Annotated in this window: 16 protein-coding genes; 5 read left to right on the top strand and 11 right to left on the bottom strand. The window is 68.5% G+C overall.

Features of this window, described 5'->3' with window-relative positions; genetic code table 11:
• Nucleotides 1-44: 44 nt before the first annotated feature.
• Nucleotides 45-779 carry an SDR family NAD(P)-dependent oxidoreductase gene (locus G531_RS0108935; RefSeq protein WP_026926987.1) on the bottom strand — a complete coding sequence of 245 codons (735 nt, stop codon included), beginning with the start codon at nucleotides 777-779 and terminating at the stop codon, nucleotides 45-47.
• 107 nt (nucleotides 780-886) lie between these two features.
• Nucleotides 887-1,966, bottom strand: coding sequence for a helix-turn-helix domain-containing protein (locus tag G531_RS0108930; RefSeq protein ID WP_162143164.1), 1,080 nt, complete (start codon nucleotides 1,964-1,966; stop codon nucleotides 887-889).
• Nucleotides 1,967-2,216: 250 nt separating this feature from the next.
• Here G531_RS0108930 and G531_RS0108925 point away from each other — a divergent pair, with 250 nt between their 5' ends.
• Nucleotides 2,217-2,744 (top strand): 2,4'-dihydroxyacetophenone dioxygenase family protein, encoded by a 528-nt coding sequence (locus G531_RS0108925; protein WP_026926985.1) that lies wholly within the window; start codon nucleotides 2,217-2,219, stop codon nucleotides 2,742-2,744.
• A 406-nt stretch (nucleotides 2,745-3,150) separates the two neighbouring features.
• On the opposite strand, the gene G531_RS21530 is transcribed toward G531_RS0108925, so the two are convergent.
• The 6 genes from G531_RS21530 to G531_RS0108890 form a co-directional block, all read right to left on the bottom strand.
• Complete coding sequence (locus G531_RS21530; RefSeq protein WP_051215278.1) at nucleotides 3,151-3,456, bottom strand: hypothetical protein; 306 nt, start codon at nucleotides 3,454-3,456, stop codon at nucleotides 3,151-3,153.
• Nucleotides 3,456-4,472, bottom strand: a complete 1,017-nt coding sequence (locus G531_RS21525) for a WD40 repeat domain-containing protein (protein ID WP_051215277.1) — start codon at nucleotides 4,470-4,472, stop codon at nucleotides 3,456-3,458. Before G531_RS21525 ends, G531_RS21530 begins: the two co-directional genes overlap by 1 nt.
• A complete protein-coding gene (locus tag G531_RS0108905) occupies nucleotides 4,469-5,473 on the bottom strand; it encodes a CobW family GTP-binding protein (RefSeq protein ID WP_026926984.1) in 1,005 nt (334 codons plus the stop codon). The genes G531_RS21525 and G531_RS0108905 overlap by 4 nt, the downstream gene beginning before the upstream one ends.
• 87 nt (nucleotides 5,474-5,560) lie before the next feature.
• Entirely contained in the window at nucleotides 5,561-5,893 is a 333-nt protein-coding gene (locus G531_RS0108900; RefSeq protein WP_035758417.1) for a Rieske (2Fe-2S) protein, read from the bottom strand.
• A gap of 8 nt (nucleotides 5,894-5,901) precedes the next feature.
• Nucleotides 5,902-6,414, bottom strand: a complete 513-nt coding sequence (gene andAd, locus G531_RS0108895; RefSeq protein WP_211221806.1) for an anthranilate 1,2-dioxygenase small subunit AndAd — start codon at nucleotides 6,412-6,414, stop codon at nucleotides 5,902-5,904.
• 1 nt (nucleotide 6,415) lies between these two features.
• Nucleotides 6,416-7,678, bottom strand: coding sequence for an aromatic ring-hydroxylating dioxygenase subunit alpha (locus tag G531_RS0108890; protein WP_211221805.1), 1,263 nt, complete (start codon nucleotides 7,676-7,678; stop codon nucleotides 6,416-6,418).
• Nucleotides 7,679-7,813: 135 nt separating this feature from the next.
• On the opposite strand from G531_RS0108890, the gene G531_RS0108885 reads away from it, so the two are divergent.
• The 3 genes from G531_RS0108885 to G531_RS0108875 all read left to right on the top strand — a co-directional run bounded on the left by G531_RS0108885 (nucleotide 7,814) and on the right by G531_RS0108875 (nucleotide 10,757).
• The gene (locus tag G531_RS0108885) at nucleotides 7,814-8,710 is read left to right on the top strand and encodes a LysR family transcriptional regulator (RefSeq protein ID WP_026926980.1); all 897 of its coding nucleotides are present in this window, start codon (nucleotides 7,814-7,816) and stop codon (nucleotides 8,708-8,710) included.
• Nucleotides 8,711-8,804: 94 nt separating this feature from the next.
• Nucleotides 8,805-9,497 (top strand): alpha/beta hydrolase family protein, encoded by a 693-nt coding sequence (locus tag G531_RS26460; protein WP_026926979.1) that lies wholly within the window; start codon nucleotides 8,805-8,807, stop codon nucleotides 9,495-9,497.
• A 48-nt stretch (nucleotides 9,498-9,545) separates the two neighbouring features.
• Nucleotides 9,546-10,757, top strand: coding sequence for a winged helix-turn-helix domain-containing protein (locus tag G531_RS0108875; RefSeq protein ID WP_174522477.1), 1,212 nt, complete (start codon nucleotides 9,546-9,548; stop codon nucleotides 10,755-10,757).
• 24 nt (nucleotides 10,758-10,781) lie between these two features.
• On the opposite strand, the gene icmF is transcribed toward G531_RS0108875, so the two are convergent.
• The 3 genes from icmF to G531_RS0108860 all read right to left on the bottom strand — a co-directional run bounded on the left by icmF (nucleotide 10,782) and on the right by G531_RS0108860 (nucleotide 15,671).
• Complete coding sequence (gene icmF / locus G531_RS0108870) at nucleotides 10,782-14,027, bottom strand: fused isobutyryl-CoA mutase/GTPase IcmF (RefSeq protein WP_026926977.1); 3,246 nt, start codon at nucleotides 14,025-14,027, stop codon at nucleotides 10,782-10,784.
• A 64-nt stretch (nucleotides 14,028-14,091) separates the two neighbouring features.
• Nucleotides 14,092-14,580 carry a MarR family winged helix-turn-helix transcriptional regulator gene (locus G531_RS0108865; protein ID WP_026926976.1) on the bottom strand — a complete coding sequence of 163 codons (489 nt, stop codon included), beginning with the start codon at nucleotides 14,578-14,580 and terminating at the stop codon, nucleotides 14,092-14,094.
• A 26-nt stretch (nucleotides 14,581-14,606) separates the two neighbouring features.
• Entirely contained in the window at nucleotides 14,607-15,671 is a 1,065-nt protein-coding gene (locus tag G531_RS0108860; RefSeq protein WP_026926975.1) for an SDR family oxidoreductase, read from the bottom strand.
• 366 nt (nucleotides 15,672-16,037) lie between these two features.
• Here G531_RS0108860 and G531_RS21520 point away from each other — a divergent pair, with 366 nt between their 5' ends.
• Entirely contained in the window at nucleotides 16,038-16,817 is a 780-nt protein-coding gene (locus G531_RS21520; RefSeq protein WP_035758414.1) for an endo alpha-1,4 polygalactosaminidase, read from the top strand.
• The last annotated feature ends 59 nt before the right edge of the window (nucleotides 16,818-16,876 follow it).

Genomic DNA, 16,876 nt, shown 5'->3' with positions numbered 1-16,876 from the left:
GCTCTGTCCTGGCCAGACGGCCCGAGGTGCAGGTGGCTGCAGGCTCAGATTCCTGTGACGAGATAGCCACCGTCGACGGGGAGGACGACTCCGGTGATGAAGGATGCAGCGTCGGAGGCGAGGAATGCGGTGACCTTACCGATTTCCTCCGGGGTGCCGTAGCGTCCCAACGGGGTGCGCGAGAGGATCCGGTCACTGAGCGCCTGATCAGCCTTGAGCGGCGCCAGCAACGGGGTGTCGATCCATCCGGGCGCGATGGCGTTGACGCGGATGTGGTCGGGGGCGTACGCCTCGGCCAGAGACTTGGTCAACTGCGTGATCCCGCCCTTGGCTGCTGAATACGCGGCGCGCTTGCCGCCTCCGAAGAACGAGTACATCGAGGCAACCATCACGATGGACCCGCCGTGCGCGGCGAGAAGGGGATGCGCCAACTGGATCGTGCGATAGACACCGTTGAGCTGAATGGCCAACACCTTGTTGAAGGGTTCCCACTCCAGCTCGCGATCCCCCATGCTGATGCCAGCGGCAGGCATGAGGATGTCCAGGGAGTCCAGCTCCGAGTACAACGACATCAGGTGCTCATCGTTGGTCACGTCGACCTCGCGCACGCGGATGTCCAGATGCTCGGGAAAGGTCACCTTGTCCGAACCGAGGCCGACGGCGTAGACGGTGGCCCCGAGCTCGGCGAGGTACTGGGCCGATCCAGCTCCGAGCCCGGACGTACCACCGGTGACGATCGCGGTCTTGCCAGCAAAAAGTTCTTGGGAAAAAGTCGACACGAAGATCCTCCTCGATCTCACTGACCTGCGTTGGTATCCGCGAACCTAGTTCGAAACGTCACCGGATTGTCGCCCCGGGAGCCGATTGTGCAGGACTTGAACACCGATCATCCGGCGATGCCATAGCGCCGCAGCCGCTGGTACAGCGTTCCCCGCGAGATACCGAGTCGCTCCGCGGCCTCGGACTTGTTCCCGCCGCATTCAACGAGCACCTGCCGGATGATGTCCGCCTCGGCCTGCTGCAACGGCGTGCTCGGCATTCGCGTCGGGACGCTCTGGGGCGAGCCCGCCCCGCTCGAGCGCGCCCCGCCTGAGCCCGCCCCGCCCGAGTCCGGCAGGGTTCGGGAACCAGTGTTCGGTCCCAGCACCAGTACTACCCCGTGGGAGAGGGATCGAGGCGCCACCGGATAGAGCTCGGCGGTGAGTCCTCCGGGGAGGGTGACCATGCGGGCGTACGGGCCGGCTTCGACGATCGCCGACCACACCTGGGCCCGATCAAGGTGAAAGGACGCTGCTCTGTCGTCGGCCAGCAGCAACGTCCGGTCCAGGGCGACCACCGCCCGCCTGGTGGATGCGCGGAACCGGAGACAAGCTTCCAACAGCCGGTGCTGTCGCGGGGCTGCGGCATCGCGCAGGGCAACGCCGATGCGATCGGTGAGGGATCGCAGCGCGACCGCAAGGAAGTGGTTGGCAGACTCGGCCCGGCAGGTGATGTTCACCAGGCCGGCCATCTGGCCGGTGATCGGGTCCGCCACCGGCGCCGCGAAGCAGGCCCAGACGTCCCACATCTGCTTGTAGTGCTCGGCCCCGATGACCCGCACGGGGCGTCGGCTTGCGATTGCCAGTCCGATGCCGTTCGTGCCCGCACAGGGTTCCGCGAAGTGTGATCCGAGTTCGAACTCCGAACGATCGAGCAACGCGGTGATCGACGAATCCGATTGCCACCGCCAGCTCACCACCCCGGAGGGGTCGGCGAGGGCGAGTGACGTCGAGGTGCCCGCCAGCATATCCGTTACCGACAGAAGGACCGGAGCTGCTGCCGTGACGAAACTGGAGTCCACATCGGCTTCGGTCCGGTCGATCTCGAGGCGGGTCGAGTCCACCCCATTCAATCGGGATCGACCCCAGGACCTGATGATGTCGGGCCTGGCTGGCCGGGCGAGGCCGGCGCGGTCAATGGATGGCACGGAACCCCCTCGGTGTGATCACTCGGTCAAAAATTCCGGAACCCAAGGATTTTATTCGCGCGGCAGGACCACAGACCAGAGGGGAGACCGAAGATGTTCAACTTGTGAACAAGAAGCTCCTGAGCCCCCGGAATCGGGTCTGCCTGCGGCGAGGATAACCACGCCACGGCGTCGGGCAGAACGCCCAGTCGCCGCGGCCCAGTGGACCCGCATTGCCAACGTCGGCAAACAATGAACCTCGGAGGTTTCAATGATCAAGAACCCGTACGACAACCCGGACAGCATCCTGGATGATGTGGAGAAGCGTGTCCTGAAGAGGCACCTGGAACATGGTGTGCAGGACATCTACATGGGCACCGACGAGTCTCTCTTCCACCCCTGGGTCGGGGCGTCCGGCGACGTGTTCCTCAAGCCGCTCCGCTTCGACGTGCGGAACTCGCTGTATGTGAACATCCTGTGGTCCAAGGGGCCGGGCGGGATCGGACGTCACCGCCATCGCGGCCCGGTCTCGGCGTACACCCTGGAGGGAAGCTGGCGCTACGAGGAGTACGACTGGCTCGCGCAGGAGGGGGACTTCGTCCAGGAGAACCCGGGCGTGATCCACACGCTCACCAGCGACACCGGCATGAAGACGCTCTTCTTCGTGCAGGGCGCGTTGGACCTCTACGACGAGCAGGATCGTCACCTGAAGACGATGGACGTCTTCTCATTCCTGAACATGTATCTCGACTACTGTGAAGAGAACTCGATTCCGGTCAACGAGAATCTGATCTTCTAGCAGGTCGGTCCGAACGATGGAGCGGCCGGCGACCCAACCCCGGCCGCTTCCTCCGCGGTTGTCTCCCGCAAACCGGGTGGAGCGCGTCGCCCCTGACTCCTGCGGCGTGGATCCGGCGGCGGTTGCTGTCCGGATTCGCCGCTCACGGTAGCGCGGGTTCGAATCCCGTCGGGGCTACAAGTCGAATCCCCTGTCAGAACATGGTTCTGACAGGGGATTTCTGCTTCCCGGATCCTCGATACGCATCCGGTACACATCAGAAAGAGCTTTGGTCCTGCCCGGCGGCCAGCCGCGCCCGCCCCTTCGTCGGCGGTGAGCGCAGTGGCGGTCGCGAGCCGGTCGATGGTTACCGGGTCGCCCGAGCTGCGCGTCCCGGAGCGATGCCCGAGCCACCGAGTCGCCGGGGTCAGTGCTCGTGTCCTTCCTGCGTTGTGAGTACCTGTCGGACGTCGTCGGCGGTCACCTCACGGACTGCCTTGGGGAGCTTGAACTGGTGCGGGTTGCCGGGGTACATGAGGGCGATCACGGTCTCCACGGGCGGGCAGCCGGGCTCGGAGCAGGCGAGTTCGGTGACCAGGACGACCAGGTCGTCGGGTACGTGCTCGGCGACCAGCGCGCGGACGCGGCTGGTCTGGCTGACCCCTGAGCCGCGGCCCGGCCCGATACCGCCCGGACCGGGCAACTGGATGCCGGTCGGCGGGCCGGGCACCATCAGCAGGTCCCGTCGATGATGGTGACGACTCCGCCGGCGCGCGCGACGACCAGGCGGTCTGTGCCGAGCCAGCGGACGCTGAGCGCATCAGCGAACTCACGGGTACGTACGGGTAGGCGCCGCTTACCGATCACCGTGCTCGTCATGGTCCATATCTGCACGTTGCCTTCGGAGCCGACGGTGGCGAGCACTGCTCCGGGTCCGGGGCGCCAGTCGAAGTCGATCACGCGGTCGTGTCCGGCAAGCAGTTCGGCCCCGCGGCCGCCGGGGCCCTGACCGCTGAAGTCCCAGACGGCGACATCGGGGGCGCCGTTGTTGGCCATCCAGCGCCCGGTGTCATCGAACGCGAGCCGCGTCACCTTCAGCGGGAAGCCGGACATCTGGAGTTCCGCACCATTGGAGGCGCGCCAGATGTGGACGCTGGCGTCCTGGTTGCCGCTGCAGATCCAGCGCCGGTTGGGATTGACCGCCACCGCGAGGTGTGAGCCCAGGTACGGGTAGGTTCGGACGGGCTCGGGTGCCCTGCCGTCGTACATGTAGACACCCCCGTAGGCGCTCGCTGCGACCCGGTTGCCCTGCGGTGTCCAGGCGACGTCGGTGATCGTGCTGGGCGCGGGAGCCGACACGTACGGCGCGGCCGTGCTGGCGTCCGGGTGGATGGCCACGGTCCGGCCTGCCGCGACCGCGAGGGCGCCGCTCGGGGCGTAGGCGGCGGCGCTGCTCCAACCCTGGTCCGGGTACGGGTGCGGGTCACTGCCGGGTCTCCAGATCGCGTAGCCGCGGGGTCCGGTGAGTGTGACTTCGTCGCGGCGCGGGTGGACGGCGATACCGGTGGGAACGTCCACCTCCGTGGCGGCCCGGCGTACGGCCGGATTCGCCGGCCCCACCCACCAGCAGGTGCCATCGGAGGTACCGACCGCTACCGCGGGTGAGCCGCCGGCGCGTACGGCGAGGGTGGCGACGTCTCCCTCGACGCGATGAGTGACGTCGTCGACGGTCGAGACGCGCGCGGTCATCGTACGCCGGTCAGGCAGGCGTTGAACTCGGCGATCAGTTCGTCGCGGTCGAGGTTGCGCCCGATGAACACCAGGCGGTTGAGGCGAGGTTCACCCTCGGCCCAGGGGCGTCCCTCGGCGCCGTCGAAGAGCATGTGGACGGCCTGGAAGACGTACTGGTTGGCGAGGCCGTCGATGTTGAGGATGCCTTTGGAGCGGAAGATGTCCTGGCCGCGTTCGCGCAGCAGCTTGCCGAGCCATGCGTTGAGCTTGCCGACATCGATACTGCCCTCGGTCTCGATCCCGACCGAGCCGACGGTCAGGTCGTGCTGGTGGTCGGTCTCGGTGAGGAAGGTGGGATCGGTCTGGAGAACCCGATCGAGCGCGAACGCGCCGACATCCAGGATGCTCCCCAACTCGAGTTCGGCGTACCGGGTGGGAAGGATATCGGCCATCGCGTTGATGCTCCGAAGGCCGGCGACCACGTCGGCGAGCGCGGTCTCGTCCACGAGGTCGGTCTTGTTGAGCACGAGCCGGTCAGCGAACGCCACCTGCTCGACCGCCTCGTTCTCGACCCCGTCGGGCTTGACCTCAGTGAGGTGATCCAGGACGTGCGCAGCGTCGACCATGGTGATGATCGCGTCCAGGCGGAGCTTCTCGCGCAGTTCGTCGTCGACGAAGAACGTCTGGGCGACCGGGGCCGGGTCGGCCAGGCCGGTCGTCTCGATCAGGATGCGGTCGAACGGGTCCGGCCGCTTCATCAGGGTGCCGAGGATCCGGATGAGGTCTCCGCGCACGGTGCAGCAGATGCAGCCGTTGTTCATCTCGAAGATCTCCTCATCGGAGTCATACACGAGGGCATCGTCGATCCCCACCTCGCCGTACTCGTTCTCGATCACGGCGATCCGCTGACCGTGCTCCTCGGTGAGGATGCGGTTGAGCAGCGTCGTCTTGCCCGATCCGAGGAAACCGGTCAGAACAGTAACGGGGACACGCGTGTCCGGGGCGATGGTCGCAGTCATGGGAGGCCTTTCAGATCAACCAGGACCCCCACCCTATTGAGAATGGTTATCAGTTGCAACACGGGGGTGACCTCGACTGTAGGTCCCTCAGGTGTCGGACGGATTGCCCCCGGTGATCCCGACCTGCACCATGCCCCCGACGATGCGGGTCGGGTACGCCCGGACGCCGACCCCCGACGGTCGGATCGCGCCGCCGGTGGCCAGGGCGTACCGGCACTGGTGCAGCACACACTCGAGCAGGCCACCGCCCTCGAAGAAGCCCTCGGACAGGGGGACCCCGTCGTGGGGGCAGCGATCGTGGAGCGCATGGACGGTGTCGTTCACGCGGACGAGCACGATCGGAATGTCCCCGGCCTCCACCGGGATGGGTTCCTCGGCGATCAGCGCTTCGAGCCGGATCACGCCGAACCAGGTCGCCATGGCATCGCTCAGATCGGGGTGGCGAGCAGCGTGAGGACCCGGGAGGTGTCGTAGATGACCTTCCGTTCCCGGTAGCGCCAGCCGGCATCGGTCCGGACCAGCGTGTCGTGGTAGCTGCCGGCGGAGTAGACCTCGGCGTCCCCGGCCTGGCCGGTCCGCACCACGATGTAGCTGGTTTCGGTGCGGACGCTATCGCCGTCGGCCTCGAGAATGACCGGGCCGGAGGTGCTGTGGCGGTAGCGGTGCTCCTCGTAGATGTTCGCGTTGCGCAGCGCCACGACGCGGTCCCGCATCATGGCCCGGTTGCGGCAGTGCAGAATCGGGGCCGGGAGGCCGCGGTCGTGGTTCTCCCGCGAGACGATCGTGTACGTCGCGTCCTCGGTGAAGAAGGCCGGCCAGGTCTCGAGGTCGTCGGAGTCGATGGCATGGGCGTAGCGGGACTGGGTCTCGAAGATCTCCAGCCAGAGCATCAGGTCCGGCGTCGGCCGGGCGTCGGTGGTGGTTCCCATCGTGTTGGTCATCTCAGTACCCCATGACTTTCTGGTAGCCCGCCCAGAAGTTGCGGATCAGGCTCTCGGTGATGTTGGTGTCCTGCTCGTCGGGGGCATCCAGTGCCATACCGAGGAAGGAGGTGGCGTCCCCGTCGCGAACGGTGGCGTCCTGGACCAGTTCGGTCACCTCGGTGTCCTCCATCGAGATGTAGCCGGCCGGGCCCACCAGGTTGGCCTGCAGCAGCCGCAGCTCGCGCAGTTCGGGGGTGTCGTCGGCGTACCCGAAGAAGTGGAAGACGAGCTCGAACTCGCCGGGGCCCTTGGGCAGGACCTGCCGGGCGACCAAGGTGTTGTGGATCTGCTGGATCACCAACTGCGGAAAGATCGTCTGGATGTGGTTGGTGGTGTCCTCGTCGAATTCGGAGATCTGGCCCAGCAGATAGGGGTCCTCGAGGGTGAAGCCGCTGTCCATCGAGCGGATCGACTGCTTCTGGTACGCCGCGGCGGTGTCGGCGTCCTGCTCGGGTTTGGTGACGGTGATGATCGAATGCAGGCCGTGCCGGGAATCGGGGATCGAACGGGCCTTCATGCCGACCCGGAAGATGTTGAACGTGGTGTGGAACAGGTGCAGCAGGGAGGCGTGGTAGGGGTCCTTGACGTTCTCGTAGTAGAGCTTCCAGTTGGAGTGGGCGTACTGCCGGGTGCAGCCGAGGTATTCCAGGTCGCGGCCCTTGACGATCCGTTCGACCCAGGGCTGCATCTCGGGGCCGAGGTAGTCCTCGATGTCGGGGGTCTCCTCGGAAAACGTGGCGAACAGCAGGCCGTGGAAGTCGGCCACCCGCAGCGTCCGCAGGCCGAAGTTCTCCTGCTGGAAGTCCTTGGCCATGCCGGTCAGGCGTTTGCCGTCGGCCTTGATGCCGCGCCGGAACGGCACGCCCTGGAGGGCGCCGTTGGCGTTGTAGTTCCACTGGTGGTACACGCAGGTGTGGTCGGCCCGGTTGCCGAACTTCTCCCGGCACACAATCGCGCCGCGGTGGGCACACCGGTTCACCCAGCAGGAGAAGCCGTCCTCGGTGCGGGTCACCACGACCGGGGTGTCCCCGATGAAGGTCGACTTGAAGTCGTGCAGGTTGGGAATCTCGGCGGCCAGGGCGACGAAGGACCAGTGCGGGCCCCGGTAGATCCGTTCCTGTTCCCGGTCGTAGACCTCCTGGGAGCTGAACACCCGGTAGGGCACCCGGGATCCGTCGGCCTGCGGGAAGCTGACTTCCCGGTCGGCTGCTCGCGTGGTCATCTGCGTCATTGCATTCCTCCCGATTCGCGGTGGGCCTCGGCGGTGAGGCGATGCATCAAGCATGCGCAAGGATGAGCTATCTATCCATCAGACGATTTTGATGCTGGCTATCTGGTTTCGTGATAAATAGGGATTGTGGACATTGCCCAGCTCCGGTACTTCGTCGCGGTGTGCGAGGAGCGCAGTTTTACGCGGGCCGCGCAGCGGTGCCAGGTGGTCCAGTCCGCGCTGAGTACGCAGGTGGCCAAGTTGGAACGGGAGCACCGGACCCAGCTGCTGGAGCGGTCCAATCGGGGAGTCGCGATGACGCCGGCCGGGGAGCAGTTGTTGGCGCGGGCTCGGCGGATCCTGGCCGAGGTCGATGAGGCCGTCGCCGAAATGGTGGCGCTGCGCGGTTCGCTGACCGGGGTGCTGCGGGTCGGGGTGATCAACGTGGTCGGTCAGTCCGCGCCCCGGGTGGACGAGGCACTCGCAGCGTTCCATGAACGCCATCCCGCGGTGGAGATCCGGATCCATGATCCCGGCTCCTTCGGGATCATCGCCGGGCTGCGGGCCGGGGAACTCGATGTGGGGATCGTCGGTCTGTACGCCGCCGAGGTGCCCGGCGAGTTCGCCCACCACCTGATCAGCGAGCACGATTTCGTGGCGGTGGTGCACCGCGGGCACCCGCTGGCCGATCGGGCCTCGGTGACTCCGGCCGAACTCGCCGCGGCCGGGCCCGCGGTGGAACTGCGCGCGGCCAGTGGCCTGCGGCACTATGTCGATGCCGCCTTCGACCGGCTCGGGGTACGCCGACAGGTGGCCTTCGATGTCGCCACGACCGACGAACAGATCCGGTACGCCGCGCTCGGCATGGGGTTCGCGCTGGTCCCCACCTCGGCCACCGAGCCCGGCCAGTTGCGCCAACAGGTCGCGGTGCTGCCGGTCACCGGCCTGGCCGCGCGGCACCCGGTCGCGCTGGTGCACCGGCGCCCCGCACCGACCTCACCGGCCGCCCGGGCCCTGATCGCCGAGATCCTCGACCGGGTATGACCGCGGCCGGAACCGGTCCGGCCCGTGCCACGATGGGTCCCATGGAACACGCGATCAGCAGCCCGGTACGCCGGCCCGGCCCGGTGGCGGCATCGTGACGCTGCTCGGTGAGGTGGTCGTGCGCGAGGTCGACACCCCGCAGGGGCCGGGGCGGTGGCACGTGTCGCCCGCCACGGCCGACGGCGGCGTACGGGCACTGCTGGTGCTGGGTCACGGGGCCGGGGGCGGGCTCGACGGGGTCGACCTGGTGGCGCTGGCGGCGCTGCTGCCCGCCCGGGGAATCACCGTCGCCCGCTTCGAGCAACCCTGGAAGGTGGCCGGCAAGAAGGTGGCGACCCGACCGCCGACCCTGGACGCTGCCTGGCTGGCGGCGGTTCCCGCGTTGACCGCGGAACCGGGGCTCGGGGGAGTGCCGCTGGTGGTCGGTGGGCACTCGGCCGGTGCCCGGGTGGCCTGCCGCTGCGCGCAGGAACTCGGGGCCGCCGCGGTGCTGGCGCTGTCCTTCCCGCTGCACCCGCCGGGCAAACCGGAGTCCTCCCGGCTGAGCGAACTGCTCGCCCCGACGGTGCCGACGTTGGTGTTGCAGGGTGACCGCGACTCGTTCGGCTCGGCCGGCGAGATCCGCGCTGCCGTGGCGTCGGCCGACGCGGGTGAGAGGATCACGGTGGTCGAGGTGACCGGAGCCGGGCATCCCCTGGGCGTCCCGGCCCGGGTCCGGGTGGCCGGCGAGCACCGGGCCTGGATCGCCGACCGGGTCCTGCAGTTCCTGGACGGGGTGATCCCGTAGCGCCGGACGTGTCGTGCCCGCCGCGGCGGCAGGGGCACAATCGGTCCGGTGAACACCCAGCTGCTGTCGAAGGCCCAGGCCCGACGGGTGGCGCTCGATGCGCAGGGCTTCCTCGACCCGCGCCCCACGGGGGTGCCCGACGTCCGAGCCTTGTCCCGGGTCCTGCGCCGGATCGGGCTGCTCCAGATCGACTCGGTCAACGTGCTGACCCGGGCGCACTACCTTCCGCTGTACTCCCGCCTCGGGCCGTACCCGCGCGATCTGCTGGACCGCGCGGCCGGGCGAGCCCCGCGCCGGCTGATTGAGTACTGGGCCCACGAGGCGTCCCTGATCCCGGTCCGGACGCACCCGCTGTTGCGCTGGCGGATGGCCCGGGCGCACCTCGATGCCTGGCAGGGGCCCCGCACGCTGGCCCGGGAGCGGCCGGACCTGCTGCGCCAGGTGCTCGCCGAGGTCCGCGCGCACGGCCCGCTGACCGCCCGCGGGATCGACGCCGACGTCGAACGCTCGACCGCGCACTGGGGCTGGAACTGGTCGGCGGTGAAGCAGGCCCTGGAGTTTCTCTTCTATGCCGGCGAGATCACCGTGGCCGGGCGTACGCCACAGTTCGAGCGGCTGTACGACCTGCCCGAGCGCGTCCTGCCCGGCGAGGTGCTGGCGCTGCCGACGCCGACCCCGGCCGACGCCCATCGCGGGCTGGTGTCGATTGCGGCGCAGGCACACGGAGTGGCCACCGCTCAATCTCTGCGGGACTACTTCCGGACCGCGCCCGCGCCGACCACCCAGGCGATCGAGGAATTGGTCGAGGACGGGGAACTGCTGCCGGTGCGCGTCGAGGGGTGGCAGCGCCCGGCGTACCTGCATCGCGACGCCCGCCTGCCGCGGCGGGTGCCGGACCGGGCCCTGATCAGTCCGTTCGACTCGCTGGTCTTCGAGCGGACCCGGACCGAGCAGTTGTTCGACTTCCGCTATCGGATCGAGATCTATGTCCCGGCCCACAAGCGCATCCACGGGTACTACGTGTTGCCGTTCCTGCTGGGGGACCGGCTGGTTGCCCGGGTCGATCTGAAGGCCGACCGGGCCGCGGGACTGCTGCTGGTCCGCTCCGCCCATGCCGAACCGTGCGCCCCGGCCGAGACCGCGGAGGAACTGGCCGGTGAACTGGTTCGGTTGGCCGGCTTTCTGGGGCTGGACCGGGTGCAGGTGGTCGGGGGCGGCGACCTGGCGGCCCGGCTCGCGGAGAGTCTGCGCGGAACCTGATCCCGGCTCAGCCGGTCTCCGGGCTCAGACGTTGCGCCGGTACTGACCACCCACCTCGAAGAACGCCTCGGTGATCTGCTGCAGCGAACACACCCGGGCGGCGTCCATCAGCACGGCGAAGACATTCTCCCCACCCACGGCTGCCTCCTTCAGCCGGGCCAGCGCGGCCGGCGCCGCGTCGGCATGGGCGGCCCGGAAGGCCCGGACCCGCTGCAACTGGGACGCCTTCTCCGCCTCGGTGGCCCGGGCCAACGGGACCGGTTTCGCCTCCGCTTCCTCCGGATGCGGGGCGAGGAAGGTGTTCACCCCGATGATCGGTAGCGAGCCGTCGTGCTTGCGGTGCTCGTACCTCATCGATTCGTCCTGGATCCGGCCGCGCTGGTAGCCGGTCTCCATCGCGCCCAGCACCCCGCCGCGCTCGTTGATCCGGTCGAACTCCGCCAGCACGGCCGCTTCGACCAGGTCGGTGAGTTCGTCGATGATGAACGAGCCCTGCAGCGGGTTCTCGTTCATCGCCAGACCCCACTCACGATTGATGATCAGCTGGATCGCCAGGGCCCGGCGGACGGACTCCTCGGTCGGAGTGGTCACGGCCTCGTCGTAGGCGTTGGTGTGCAGGCTGTTGGCGTTGTCGTAGATCGCGATCAGCGCCTGCAGGGTGGTCCGGATGTCGTTGAAGGTCATCTCCTGCGCGTGCAGCGACCGGCCGCTGGTCTGCACGTGGTATTTCAGCTTCTGACTGCGCTCGGCGGCCCCGTACTTCTCCTTCATCGTCACCGCCCAGATCCGGCGGGCCACCCGACCGATCACCGAGTACTCCGGATCCATCCCGTTGGAGAAGAAGAACGACAGATTGGGCGCGAAGTCGTCGATCGCCATCCCGCGCGCGAGATAGGCCTCCACATAGGTGAAGCCGTTGGCCAGGGTGAAGGCGAGCTGACTGATCGGGTTCGCCCCGGCCTCGGCGATGTGGTAGCCCGAGATCGACACCGAGTAGAAGTTGCGCACCCCGTGCTCGATGAACCACTCCTGGATGTCGGCCATCATCCGCAGACTGAACTCGGTGGAGAACAGGCAGGTGTTCTGGCCCTGGTCCTCCTTGAGGATGTCGGCCTGGACGGTGCCGCGCACGTGCTGCAGGGCGTACGCCGTGAGCCGGGCCCGCTCCGCGGCGTCGGGGGCGCGACCCTCCCGCTCGGTGAAGGCGTCCACCTGCTGGTCGATCGCGGTATTGAGGAAGAAGGCCAGCACCGTGGGCGCGGGACCGTTGATCGTCATCGACACGCTGGTGGTCGGTGCGACCAGATCGAACCCGGCGTACAGGACCTTCATGTCGGCCAGCGTGGCGACCGAGACTCCCGAGGTGCCGACCTTGCCGTAGATGTCGGGGCGCTCATCGGGGTCGCGCCCGTAGAGGGTGACCGAGTCGAAGGCCGTGGAGAGCCGGGTGGCGGCGCTGCCCTCCGACAGCACCCGGAACCGGCGGTTGGTGCGCGCCGGGTCGCCCTCGCCGGCGAACATCCGGGCCGGATCCTCGTTGTCGCGCTTGAACGCGAACACCCCGGCGGTGAACGGAAACCGGCCCGGAAGATTCTCCCGGCGCCAGAACGAGACCAGGTCGCCGTGATCGGTGAACCGGGGGAGTGCGACGCGGGGGATCTTCGTGCCGCTGAGCGACTCCCGGGTCAGCGTCGTCCGGATCGCCCGATCGCGCACGTGCACCACCTGCTCGTCGCCGGAGTACGCCGCCACCACCTCCGGCCAGGCCGCCAGTTGGTCGGCCACCTCCGCGGGCAGATCGGCCCGGGCGGCGGCGAGCAGGTGCGCCACGGCGGCCGCGTCGGTGCCGGCGGCACTGAGCTCGTCGTGGACGCTGCACAGTCGCTGCACCCGTCGGGCGGCCTCGGCCAGGCGCTCGGTGTCGGCGTGGTAACCCCGCACCGTTTCGGCGATCTCGGCGAGGTAGCGCACCCGCTCGGCGGGCAGCACCGGCCGGAGCCCGGAGGAGTGGCGGACGGTGACCGGTGCCAGCGCCCCCGGCTCGACCGGCAACCCCGCCGCGGCGAGTTCGTCGCGCAGGTGCTGGTAGAGCGCGGTGACCCCGTCGTCGTTGAACGTCGCGGCACTGGTCCCGAAGACCGGCATCTCCTCGGGTCCCTGCCCGAAGGCCTCCCGATTGCGGACCAACTGGCGGCCCACGTCCCGCAGCGCGTCCCGGGCCCCGCGGCGCTCGAACTTGTTGATCGCCACGGTGTCGGCGAAGTCGAGCATGTCGATCTTCTCCAGTTGCGAAGCGGCGCCGAACTCCGGGGTCATCACGTACAGCGAGTGGTCGACCAGGGGCACGATCCCGGCGTCGCCCTGGCCGATCCCGGGGGTCTCGATGATCACCAGGTCGTAGCCGGCCGCCTGCAGCACCGTCACCACGTCGGCCAACCGGTCGGGGACCTCATGGGCGCCCCGGGTGGCCAGGCTGCGGAAGAAGACCCGGTCGCCGTCGAGCGCGTTGGCCCGGATCCGGTCGCCGAGCAGGGCCCCGCCGCCCTTGCGCCGGGTCGGGTCGATCGCGAGGACGCCGATCCGCAATCGGTCGCGCTGGTCGACCCGGAACCGGCGGATCAGCTCATCGGTCAGCGACGACTTGCCCGACCCGCCGGTGCCGGTGATCCCGAGCACCGGAACCCGCCCGGGAGTGCCGCCGGGGGACGCGGCCGCGGCCCGCAGCTCGGCCAGCATGCTGTCGGTGAGGACGCCTGCCTCGGCCCCGGTGATCGCCCGGGCGACGGCGTACCGCTGTCCGGACAGCACCTGCGCGGCGGTGACCGGCCCGGCCGCCCACGGGTCGAAGTCGCAGTCGGCGACCACGGAGTTCACCATCGCGGCCAGCCCCATCCGCTGGCCGTCCTCGGGGGAGAAGATCCGCACCCCGCTGCGGGCCAGCCGGGCGATCTCCGCGGGCACGATCACTCCGCCGCCCCCGCCGACCACCCGGACGTGCCCGGCCCCGGCCGCGCGCAACCGCTGCACCAGGTACTCGAAGTACTCCACATGGCCGCCCTGGTAGGAGGACACCGCCACCCCCTGCACGTCCTCCTCGATCGCGGCATCCACGACCTCCTGGACCGAGCGGTTGTGGCCCAGGTGAATCACCTCCGCGCCCTGGCTCATGAAGATCCGCCGCATGATGTTGATCGAGGCGTCGTGCCCGTCGAACAGGCTGGATGCGGTCACCAGGCGGATGGGGTGCGTCGGGGTGTACAGATCGGCCACAAGAAAATACTAGGACATCCTAGTAAATCCCACCAGGGCCGATCCTCGGCGAAAGGTGGCGTCCTCAGCGTGGGTCTCCGAGGCCGGTGCGCAGGTCGGTGAGGCGTTCGGTCAGGTCGCGGACGGCCGGGCCGGGCAGGCCGGGAGACTCGAAGACATCGGCATTCAGAGCCCGGGTGGCTTCTTCGACCGCGCGCCGGCCGGGATCGGTGAGCACCGCCAGCACGACCCGCCGGTCGTCGCCGCGGACCCGCTCGACATAGCCCTGGGTGACCAGTCGGGTCACCGCGCTGGTCACGCTGGTCGGGTGGACCTGGAGCAGGGACCCCAGGCGCGACATCGGCAGCGCACCCGCCCGGGTGAAGGAGAGCAGGCGGAGTACTTCGTAGCGGGCGAAGGTGAGCCCGCGCGGACGCAGTACCGCATCGATGCGCTCCATCAGCAACTGTTGGGCCCGCACGACCGAGGTCACCATCGCCATGCCGTCGGCGGCGTCGGTCCAGCCGTGGGCCACCCACTGCCGGTGCGCCTCCTGGATCGGATCGCGGGTCATGGCTCAGTACGCCTTCGCGTGGCGGGTCAGCGCGCCGGGGGGACGATCTTCCGCTCGGCCAGCTCGTCGAGGAGTTCCAGGGTGCGTTCGATGGTGTCGTAGCAGTCGTGGAATCCGGCCTTGCGTACCTTGATCGTGGAACTGACGTTGTCGGAGGTGGAGCCGAGAATGGCGTCGCCGAAGTGCCAGTCCACCAGGGTCGCCCACGGCGTCGGCTCGAGGTTGTGCTCGGCCACGATCTCGTCCCACAGGCCGGCGTACTGGGGCATCTGCTCGGCCAGGGTGAACGGCTGCGGCTCCTCCAGCTTCAGCCCGTAGTGCTCGGCCAGGGCCTCGAAGACGTGCCGCCACCGGATCACGTCGCCGTTGGTCAGGTTGAACGCCTCCCCGGCGGCGGCCGGCGCGGTGGCCGCCCAATCGGTGGCCCGGGCCAGCAGGGCCGCGTCGGACATCTGGTAGAGCACCCCGTCGTACGCCTGCCGGTTCCCCGGGTAGCGCAGGGAGATACCCAGCTTCCGGGTGATCGCGACGTAGGCGGCCAGGACCATCAGCAGGTTCATCGGCGTGCCCTTGGCGTAGCCCATCACCCCTTCCGGTCGGAAGATGGTGAACGCGTACCCGTCGGCCGCCGCCCGGGCGCGGAGGAGATCCTCCTGGTCGTAGTAGAAGTTCGGCACGATCAGCCGGGAGTCCTTCTCATGGGTCGGGGTCTTGAACCCGCCCAGATGGGCGCCGTAGAACTTCATCCCCTGGTACAGCGTGACGTGCCGCAGCGGAGCGCCGACCGCCCGGAGCGCATCGAGGGTGTTCTCGAGCAGGGCCACATTGACCGCGATCTGCTCGCCGGGGTCGCTCTTCTCGATATAGGCGCCGAACACCAGCCGGGTGGTGTCGGCCACCTGGCCGAAGGCCTGCCGGGTGCCGGCGGGATCGAGCAGGTCGGCCGCCACATGGGTCCAACCCGGGGTGCGGTCGGGTTGGCGCCGGCTGACGCCGCGGGTGGTGATGCCCCGGCCGACGAAGTGCTCGATGACGTTGCCGCCGATCACGCCGCCGGAACCGGTCACCAGGACGATGGGCTGATCGGACACGGGCGCTCCTGGTGTTTTGGGTCGGGCAGATTGGGCGACAGGGCAGTCACCGCACTGTAACCGCCGGCCTCTCTCAGCTCTCCGCGGGTCGGCTCAGCCCGATCCCGCTCCGCTCGGCGCCGGAGGCTCGTGGGCCTTCTGATACGTGCGTGACAGCACACGACTCAGGAGAATCTTTGGGCAACACGCCGATGGCCTCAAATTGATGGGCGGGAGATAGTGCGCTGGCGCCGCATCAGTGCTTGAATGGCAACCGTGAAGAAAATCTATGAGAATTCCTTCATTACTCTCAGAAATGCCGACGGGCCACTCCCGTCGGCGCGACTCGACCGGTCTCCCGCTGCTCGCCGGAGCGCCGGGTCCCGGGTGATCCGCGTGGTCCTGGCCCTGTTGGCCGGTCTCGCGCTGGTCGGAGGTCTCGCCGTGTCCCCAGCCCATGCCGCCGGACCCAAGTGGGTGCCCGAACAAGGCTCCAGTTTTCAGATCCAGTACAGCGGGCGGCTCGACCTCTCCCTGCCGGTGGATGTCTACCTGCTCGACGGGGAGGACACCACAGCCGCCCAGGTCGCGCAGCTCAAGGCGCGCGGCGTGCGGACCGTGTGCTACATCAACGCCGGCGCCTATGAGAACTGGCGCTCGGACAAGAGCAAGTTCCCCCGCTCGGTGATCGGCAAGCCGCTGGACGGCTGGGACGGCGAGAACTGGCTCGATGTGAACCGGATCGATGTCCTGCTGCCGATCATGAGCGCGCGCATGGACGTCTGCGCCCAGAAGGGGTTCGACGCGGTGGATCCCGACAACACCGACGGGTGGAGTCAGAACACCGGGTTCCGGATCAGCAAGCAGGCCCAGATCAACTACCAGATCGCGCTGGCAGGGGCCGCCCACGACCGCGGTCTGGCCATCGGCCTGAAGAACGATGTCGAGCAGCTGCCGCAACTGGGCAGTGTTGTCGACTTCGCGGTGAACGAGGAGTGCGGCGCGTACAACGAGTGCGACGCGTACAACGATTTCCTCGCTTCCGGCAAGGCGGTCTTCAACATCGAGTACGAAGGGGACCGGGCTTCGGTGTGCCCCGGCCGCCCGGACGGCATGTCGACGGTGATCAAGCACTGGAGCCTCGACGCGTATCGAGTGGCCTGCTGATTCCGCGCTGAACGGCTCGCTCCGACCTTCGTCGGAGCGAGCCGTTCGCTATTGTCACC

It is taken from the genome of Granulicoccus phenolivorans DSM 17626 = NBRC 107789 = JCM 15570 (assembly GCF_000423085.1).
Lineage (GTDB): Bacteria > Actinomycetota > Actinomycetes > Propionibacteriales > Propionibacteriaceae > Granulicoccus > Granulicoccus phenolivorans.
Note: the sequence above shows the minus strand (reverse complement) of the source record. Positions and strands in the feature narration are given on the sequence as shown.